Here is a 6,876-nt window from a genome sequence, read left to right as displayed (position 1 = left end):
GTCGTGCTCGCGACGAAGGCCACCATGCGCGCGACGGCCAGCCCCGGATCGGTCGATGCCGAGCAGCACGAACTGGCCAAGGACATTGAACTCGGGCCGCAGGCTCATTCGATCAAATCACCGGAGTTCGCTGCCCGGCTGGCTGCGGCGCGCGGCAAGTAAGCGCGACCGCTACAAATCAAGCAGCGCCGTTTCCGGTGACTCGATCAGGCTCCGCAGCTCCCCCAGAAACTGCGCCACATTGGCGCCGTCAGCGACCCGGTGGTCGAAGACACAGGTCAGCGTCATCTGGGGACGTACGACGACCTTGTCGTCCAGGGCGATAGGCCGAGGTTTGAGAGACCCCATGCCCAGGATCGCGGCCTCCGGATGGTTGATCACCGGCACCCCGTCATCAAGCCCGAGCGCCCCGAAGTTCGACACGGTAAAGGTCGAGCCGGCAAGCTCGGTCGGTTTCAGCGTGCCTGCCCGGGCTTCGGAAGTCAGCCGCGTGACGCTTTCAGCGAGTTGGCGCGTGGTCTTGGCCTGCGCGTCAGTGATCACCGGGACCAGCAGACCGCGGGGCGCGGCGACCGCGAAACCCAGGTGGATCGCGTGATGGGAATGCACCTGCGGGCCGGCCGGGCCGTCGACCCACGTGGAGTTGAGAATCTTATTGTGCGTCAACGCGATTACCAGAAACCGCAGGGTGAGCACGAACGGTGAGATGACTTCATCGCGTAGCCGCATAAAGGCTGTGCAGTCGACCTGCACACTGGCATGCGCATCGGGAATCATACTGCGGGACAGCGCTATTCGCTCCGCCATGTGAGCATGAACCCCGCGCACTGGCAAGACGTCATATGACACACCGGGGCGCTCTCCGCCGACTCCAGCCGCTGCCAGCACAGCCTCCCGGCTGATCACGCCGTCCGGGCCCGGTGGCACGTGGGCCAGATCCACCAGCAGTTCGGCGGCCAACTTCCGCACGGACGGTTTGGCTTTGGGACGTCGCCGGCTGGTGTCGAGCGCGTCGTCAGCCCCATATCCGACGAGTACCGGCCTGCGCGTGGACAACTCGCCGTTGGATGGCGCCGCGTCCTGCGTCGCGCCCGGCGCTGTATCGATACGTACCAGCGACGAACCGACCGCCAGCACATCGCCTTCGGCTCCGTGTATTTCCACGATCCGGCCCGCGTACGGGCTGGGGATCTCGACTTCGGCTTTGGCGGTCTCCACCGAGCACAACGGCTGGTTGAGTTCGACGTCGTCGCCGACCGCGACGCGCCAGCACGACAGTGTCACCTCTTCGAGGCCCTCGCCTAGGTCTGGTACGACGAACACCTTGATCCGATCCCGATCGGAAGGCGGGTTCATGGCTGCTCCAGCACGCGCTCGACGCAATCCAGCAGCCGATCGGGGCCGGGTAGCCATAACTTCTCCAGTCGCGCCGGCGGGTATGGAGTGTCAAACCCGCAGGCGCGCAACACCGGTGCTTCGAGCTCGTAGAACATCTCTTCTTGGATACGAGCCGCCAAACCTGCGCCGTAGCCCAGGCTTCGCGGCCCCTCGTGCAGCACCACGCACCGGCCGGTTCGGCGAATCGACGCGGCCACGGTGTCGAAATCCAGTGGCACCAGCGAACGCAGGTCGACGACCTCAAGGCTCCAATCATGTTGCCGGGCAGCTATTTCAGCAGCCGATAGTGCCGTGCCCACCAGGCCACCATAGGTCAGCACGGTGACGTCGGTGCCGGCGCGGCGCACCGCCGCCTGCCCGATCGGAAGTCCGGGCCGGGTGGTATCGACGACCTCGCGACCCCAGTAGCGTCGCTTGGGCTCTAAAAACATCACCGGGTCCGGACACGCGATCGCGTGGCGCAACAGCCAGTAGGCGTCAGACGGTGTGGACGGGACCACCACCTTCAGACCCGCGGTGTGCGCCCAGTACGACTCGGTGGATTCCGAATGATGCTCGACGGCACCGATACCGCCGAACGACGGTATCCGGACCGTGACCGCCATGTTGATTTCGCCGCGGGTGCGAGTTCGATACTTCGCCAGGTGGCTGACCACCTGATCGAAGGCGGGATACGAGAACCCGTCGAACTGGATCTCGGGGACCGGCACGAACCCACGCAACGCCAAGCCGACCGCAATGCCGATCACCGCGGACTCAGCCAGCGGAGTATCAAAACAGCGGTCCGATCCGAATGTCGCGGTAAGTCCCTCGGTGACCCGGAAAACGCCGCCAAGCGTCGCCACGTCCTCGCCGAAAACCAGCACCCGGTCATCGACAGCCATCGCGTCATGCAGTGCATGGTTGAGCGCCTGGACCATCGTCAGCGGCGTGGCAGTGCAGGCGTCGTCGGCACTGGGTCTGGTCGGGGGTTCGGCGATCTGGGTCATCACACCTCCCGGCGGATTTCACTGCGCAACTGTTGACGTTGCGCTTCGAGTCCGGGTGTCATTTCGGCGTACACCGTGGTGAAGACCTCGTCGACGTCGATGTCAGGCGCGGCGAACACCGCGTCGCGCAGGTCGGCCCGCAGCCGCATGGACCGGGCGGCGATCCGGTCTTCCAGCCGCTGCGACCACAGTCCCTCGCCCTGTAAGAAGGTGCGGTAACGCGGGATCGGGTCCAGCATCTGCCAATGGTCCAGTTCTTCCTGGCTTCGGTATCGCGTCGGATCGTCCGAAGTCGTATGCGGGCCAAGCCGGTATGTAATCGCCTCAATCAGCGTCGGGCCGCCGCCGGTTCTGGCCCGGGCAGCGGCTTCGGCCATCACCGCATAACACGCAAGCACATCGTTGCCGTCCACCCGGACGCCGGGCATGCCATAGCCAATCGCCTTGTGCGCGATGGACGGCGCGGCAGTCTGGCTGCTCAGCGGCACCGAGATCGCCCACTGGTTGTTCTGCACGTAAAACACGCACGGCGCTTTGAACACCGCCGCGAAGTTCAGCGCCTCGTGCACGTCGCCCTCGCTGGTGGCGCCGTCGCCGAGAAACGCCACAGTCATCGAGTCCTCGCCGAGCCGCTGGGCAGCCATCGCAGCGCCGACGGCATGCAACGTCTGGGTGCCGATCGGAACCGATATCGGAGCGCAGCACTTTTTGGTGAAATCCAGCCCGCCATGCCATGTTCCACGCCAGGCGGCACCGACATGGCCGGGTGGGATACCGCGTACCAGATAGACACCCAATTCCCGGTACTGGGGGAACAGCCAATCGGTTTTGCGGAGGCAAGCGGTCGCGCCGACCTGTGCCGCCTCTTGGCCACAGCACGATGCGAACAGTGCCAATTCACCCTGTCGCTGCAGATTGACAAATTCGGCGTCCACCTCGCGGGTGACCACCATCATCTCGTAGAGCCAGCACAGTGTCTCCGCCGGCAGCGCGCGGCTATATCGGGTTTCTGCCGTGGGTGTCCCATCGGCTGCGACGAGTTGCACCGGCTCAAGATCGACACTCATCGGCGTGGTAGCAGCTTCAGCCATACCGCCTCCAACCAACGGCCGACACAGGTGTGCGGCGGGTCAGAGCAAACCCGAAAAGCGCAACCGCTTATGAGCTGACGTCGGCCGCCAACTGCACAATTCGCTCGGCTCGCCGTAACACAGGCGCATCTACCATTATGCCCTCAAATGCGAAGACACCGCGCTCATCGGCGGCTGCGGCAAGAACGTGTCGCGCCCATTGCACCTGGTCGGGCGATGGCGCATAACCGGCCCGTACCACGGGTAGCTGGCTGGGGTGGATAGCAACCTTCACATCGAAGCCCACAGCAACCGCGTCGTCGACTTCGGCGCGCAGCCCGTCGAGATCTTTGATATCGAGATAGACCGAGTCCAGCGCGAGCCGACCGTGCGCCTTGGCAGCTAACAGCGATTGCGAGCGAACGTGACGGGCCACCTCGCGGTATGTCCCGTCCGGGTAGCGGTTAGCGGTACCGCCGAGCACCGCGAACAAATCCTCGGCGCCCCACATCACCGCGACGGTGTTGTCCACCGATGCCGTCTCGTTGACAGCGAGGGCGCCCATCGGGGATTCGACCAGGACAATGACGTGCAGCGGCGCCAACGCTCTGACCTGTTCTGCCGCTTCGCATTTAGGCAACATCACGGTGTCATAGCCGGTGCGCTTGAGCGCCTCGAGGTCGAGTTGCTGGTCGGCAGTGCCGAACTGGTTGACGCGCACCACAGTGCTGGCCGGGTCCAGTTGAACGTCGACGAGCGCTTTCCGCGCGGCGGGCCGGTCGGTGGCGGCGCAGCCATCCTCAAGGTCGAGGATCACGATGTCCGCTGCGGCCGCGGCCTTTTCGTAGCGCTCAGGACGATCAGCCGGACAGAAAAGCCACGCCGGGCCCGGATTCTGCAGGCCCATCAGTGGTTAACCTCGGCCGGCCGCATCCGCACCAGGGTCTTGCGGCTCGCGGTAGCGACGACATCGTCGTGCTGATTTCGACCGGTATGTGCAAACGTCACGATGCCCTCCCCCGGACGGCTCTTGGATGCCCGCTTGTCGGTGATCACCGTCTCGGCATAGAGCGTGTCGCCATGGAACAGCGGCTTGGGGAACGCGATTTCGGAGAAGCCCAGGTTACCCACGATGGTGCCTTGGGTCAGCTGCGCGACCGACAATCCGACGAGGGTCGACAGGGTGAACATCGAGTTCACCAATCGCTGATTGAACGGCGGCAGCGCGTCAGAGAATGCCGCATCCAAGTGCAGCGCTTGGGTATTCATAGTCAACGTTGTGAACAACACATTGTCGGCTTCGGTGATGGTCCGCCCCGGGCGGTGCAGGTACCGCACGCCGGTCTCGAATTCTTCGAACCACAGTCCGCGCTGGATTACCGTCTTGATTGGCCCCTCACCGCTCGCGTCGCTCACAGCCCAACCTCTCGCGCGATCAGCATCAACTGCACTTCGGTGGTGCCCTCGCCGATTTCCAGGATCTTGCTATCCCGGTAATGGCGGGCGACGGTGAACTCGTTCATAAACCCGTAGCCGCCGTGGATTTGGGTGGCATCACGCGCGTTGTCCATCGCCGCCTCGCTGGCCACTAACTTGGCAATCGCCGCCTGCTTCTTGAACGGCTTTCCGGCCAGCATCAGCGCTGCGGCGTCGTAGTAGGCGGTGCGGGCGGTGTGAGCGCGGGCCTCCATCCGCGCGATGGTGAATGCGATGGACTGATTACGGCCGATCGGCTGACCGAAGGCTTCGCGTTCCTTTGCGTACTTGACACTTTCGTCGACGCACCCCTGCGCGCTTCCGGTGGATAATGCGGCGATGGCAATGCGGCCCTCGTCGAGGATGCGCAAGAAGTTGGCATAGCCGCGACCGGGTTCGCCGAGCAGGTTCTCCTGCGGCACCCGCACGTCGTCGAAGCTGAGCGGATGGGTGTCCGAGGCGTTCCAGCCGACCTTGTTGTAGGCCGGTTCCACGATGAACCCGGGCGTGGGTACCGGCACCAGGATCGATGAAATCTCCTTTTTGCCGTCCTGGTCGCCGGTGACCGCGGTAACCGTCACCAGCTTGGTGATGTCGGTGCCCGAGTTGGTGATGAACTGCTTGGAACCGTTGATCACCCAGTGGCCGTCGTCGAGATGTGCGGTGGTCTTGGTTGCGCCGGCGTCGGTGCCGCCGCCGGGCTCGGTCAGCCCGAACGCACCCAAGGCGCGGCCACTTGCCAACTGCGGCAGCCACTCTCGCTTCTGCGCGTCGGTCCCGAATCGATATACCGGCATCGCTCCCAGCGAAACGCCGGCTTCCAAGGTGATCGCGACGCTTTGGTCGACCTTGCCGAGTTCCTCCAGGGCCAGGCACAGGGCGAAGTAGTCGCCGCCCATTCCGCCGAACTCTTCGGGGAAGGGAAGGCCGAACAGGCCCATGTCAGCCATCCCCGCAACCACCTCGTACGGGAACGAGTGCTCGGCGTCGTGCTGCGCGGCAACCGGTGCGACGACATTCTGGGCGAAGTCGCGGACCGTCTTGGCCAATTGCTGATACTCGTCGGGCAGCGTCGCGGTGGATAGAAATTCGGTCATGACGCGCTATCCTCTACTTTTGATACTTCTGGTATTGCCTTGGTGTTCACGGTAATCCGCGCGAGCGGCTGGCCGACCTTGACCTGGTCGCCCGCGGCGACGAGAAGTTCAACGACACCGTCGACGGGCGCCGCGAGTGCATGCTCCATCTTCATCGCCTCTACAGTGACGACAATTGTGCCCGCGGCCACGTCGGCCCCGTCCGCTATGCCCACCGCGACAACCGTCCCGGGCATCGGGCTGGTCAACTCGGCGTCGCCGCTGTGCGCGTCGTCCGGGCGCACCGGCGCCTCGCGAACCTCCTCGAGCACCGCTGTCGCACCCGCGCCGGCCAGCCAGATCTTGCCGCCGGCGGTGGCGACCGTGTAGTCGCTGCGCAGCCCGTCCAGTGTCACCGTTAACCGGTTGCCGGTCAGATCGGCCTGCAGCAAGCGGGTTTCCCCGTCCTCGATGCGGACTTCGGCAAACCCGGGGGTACCGGTGATGTGGACGTGGTCGGTGCGTTCGCCGGCCCGCAGCCGGATGCTCACCCGCGCGTTGGCCCCGACCCGCCACCCGGATGGCACCTCCCACAGGTCAGCACCGGGCGCGGGATGCAGGCGCAACCAATGGAATGCCCCCGCAGCGACGAACTGTTCGTCGGTGGGCACCGCCGCCACGAAATCACCGGCCCGTCGGTCCAACAGTCCGGTGTCGAGCCGGCCCGCCTTGACATCGGGATCGGCCAGCAGGAACCGGGCGAACTCGACATTGGTGATGACGCCGAGCACCGCGGTGTCTGCCAGAGCCCGGTCGAGGGCACGCAGCGCCGCCGCCCGATCCGCGCCGTGCGCTACCACCTTCGCC

Annotated in this window: 7 protein-coding genes and 1 pseudogene; 1 reads left to right on the top strand and 7 read right to left on the bottom strand. The window is 64.9% G+C overall.

Features of this window, described 5'->3' with window-relative positions; translation table 11 throughout:
• Positions 1 to 162 (top strand): annotated as a pseudogene (locus tag WB785_RS23745) (enoyl-CoA hydratase); the annotation flags it as partial.
• Between the two features lie 9 nt (positions 163 to 171).
• Here the strand turns inward: WB785_RS23745 and WB785_RS23740 are convergent.
• From WB785_RS23740 to WB785_RS23710, 7 genes are all read right to left on the bottom strand, one after another.
• Positions 172 to 1,356 carry a dihydrolipoamide acetyltransferase family protein gene (locus WB785_RS23740; RefSeq protein WP_424082386.1) on the bottom strand — a complete coding sequence of 395 codons (1,185 nt, stop codon included), beginning with the start codon at positions 1,354 to 1,356 and terminating at the stop codon, positions 172 to 174.
• Positions 1,353 to 2,387 (bottom strand): 3-methyl-2-oxobutanoate dehydrogenase subunit beta, encoded by a 1,035-nt coding sequence (bkdB, locus tag WB785_RS23735; protein ID WP_424082384.1) that lies wholly within the window; start codon positions 2,385 to 2,387, stop codon positions 1,353 to 1,355. The genes WB785_RS23740 and bkdB overlap by 4 nt, the downstream gene beginning before the upstream one ends.
• A complete protein-coding gene (gene pdhA, locus WB785_RS23730; RefSeq protein WP_424082383.1) occupies positions 2,387 to 3,478 on the bottom strand; it encodes a pyruvate dehydrogenase (acetyl-transferring) E1 component subunit alpha in 1,092 nt (363 codons plus the stop codon). The genes bkdB and pdhA overlap by 1 nt, the downstream gene beginning before the upstream one ends.
• A 67-nt stretch (positions 3,479 to 3,545) precedes the next feature.
• Entirely contained in the window at positions 3,546 to 4,364 is an 819-nt protein-coding gene (locus tag WB785_RS23725; RefSeq protein WP_424082381.1) for an HpcH/HpaI aldolase/citrate lyase family protein, read from the bottom strand.
• On the bottom strand, positions 4,364 to 4,873 hold the full coding sequence (locus tag WB785_RS23720) for a MaoC family dehydratase (protein WP_424082379.1): 510 nt from the start codon (positions 4,871 to 4,873) through the stop codon (positions 4,364 to 4,366). The genes WB785_RS23725 and WB785_RS23720 overlap by 1 nt, the downstream gene beginning before the upstream one ends.
• Positions 4,870 to 6,030 (bottom strand): acyl-CoA dehydrogenase family protein, encoded by a 1,161-nt coding sequence (locus tag WB785_RS23715; RefSeq protein WP_424082377.1) that lies wholly within the window; start codon positions 6,028 to 6,030, stop codon positions 4,870 to 4,872. Before WB785_RS23715 ends, WB785_RS23720 begins: the two co-directional genes overlap by 4 nt.
• Positions 6,027 to 6,876: biotin/lipoyl-containing protein (locus WB785_RS23710; RefSeq protein WP_424082375.1), on the bottom strand; the 850-nt coding region annotated here is incomplete at its 5' end. The genes WB785_RS23715 and WB785_RS23710, both read right to left, overlap by 4 nt.

It is taken from the genome of Mycobacterium sp. (assembly GCF_049585075.1).
In the GTDB taxonomy this organism is placed as follows: domain Bacteria; phylum Actinomycetota; class Actinomycetes; order Mycobacteriales; family Mycobacteriaceae; genus Mycobacterium.
The sequence above is the reverse complement of the archived record's forward strand: the minus strand, read 5'-3'. Positions and strand labels throughout refer to the sequence as shown.

What these genes read in the sequence shown, in the direction of transcription:
- WB785_RS23740 (WP_424082386.1), bottom strand. Translation starts at nt 1,356, where the DNA reads ATGAACCCGCCTTCCGATCGGGATCGGATCAAGGTGTTCGTCGTACCA.
- bkdB (WP_424082384.1), bottom strand. Translation starts at nt 2,387, where the DNA reads ATGACCCAGATCGCCGAACCCCCGACCAGACCCAGTGCCGACGACGCC.
- pdhA (WP_424082383.1), bottom strand. Translation starts at nt 3,478, where the DNA reads ATGGCTGAAGCTGCTACCACGCCGATGAGTGTCGATCTTGAGCCGGTG.
- WB785_RS23725 (WP_424082381.1), bottom strand. Translation starts at nt 4,364, where the DNA reads ATGGGCCTGCAGAATCCGGGCCCGGCGTGGCTTTTCTGTCCGGCTGAT.
- WB785_RS23715 (WP_424082377.1), bottom strand. Translation starts at nt 6,030, where the DNA reads ATGACCGAATTTCTATCCACCGCGACGCTGCCCGACGAGTATCAGCAA.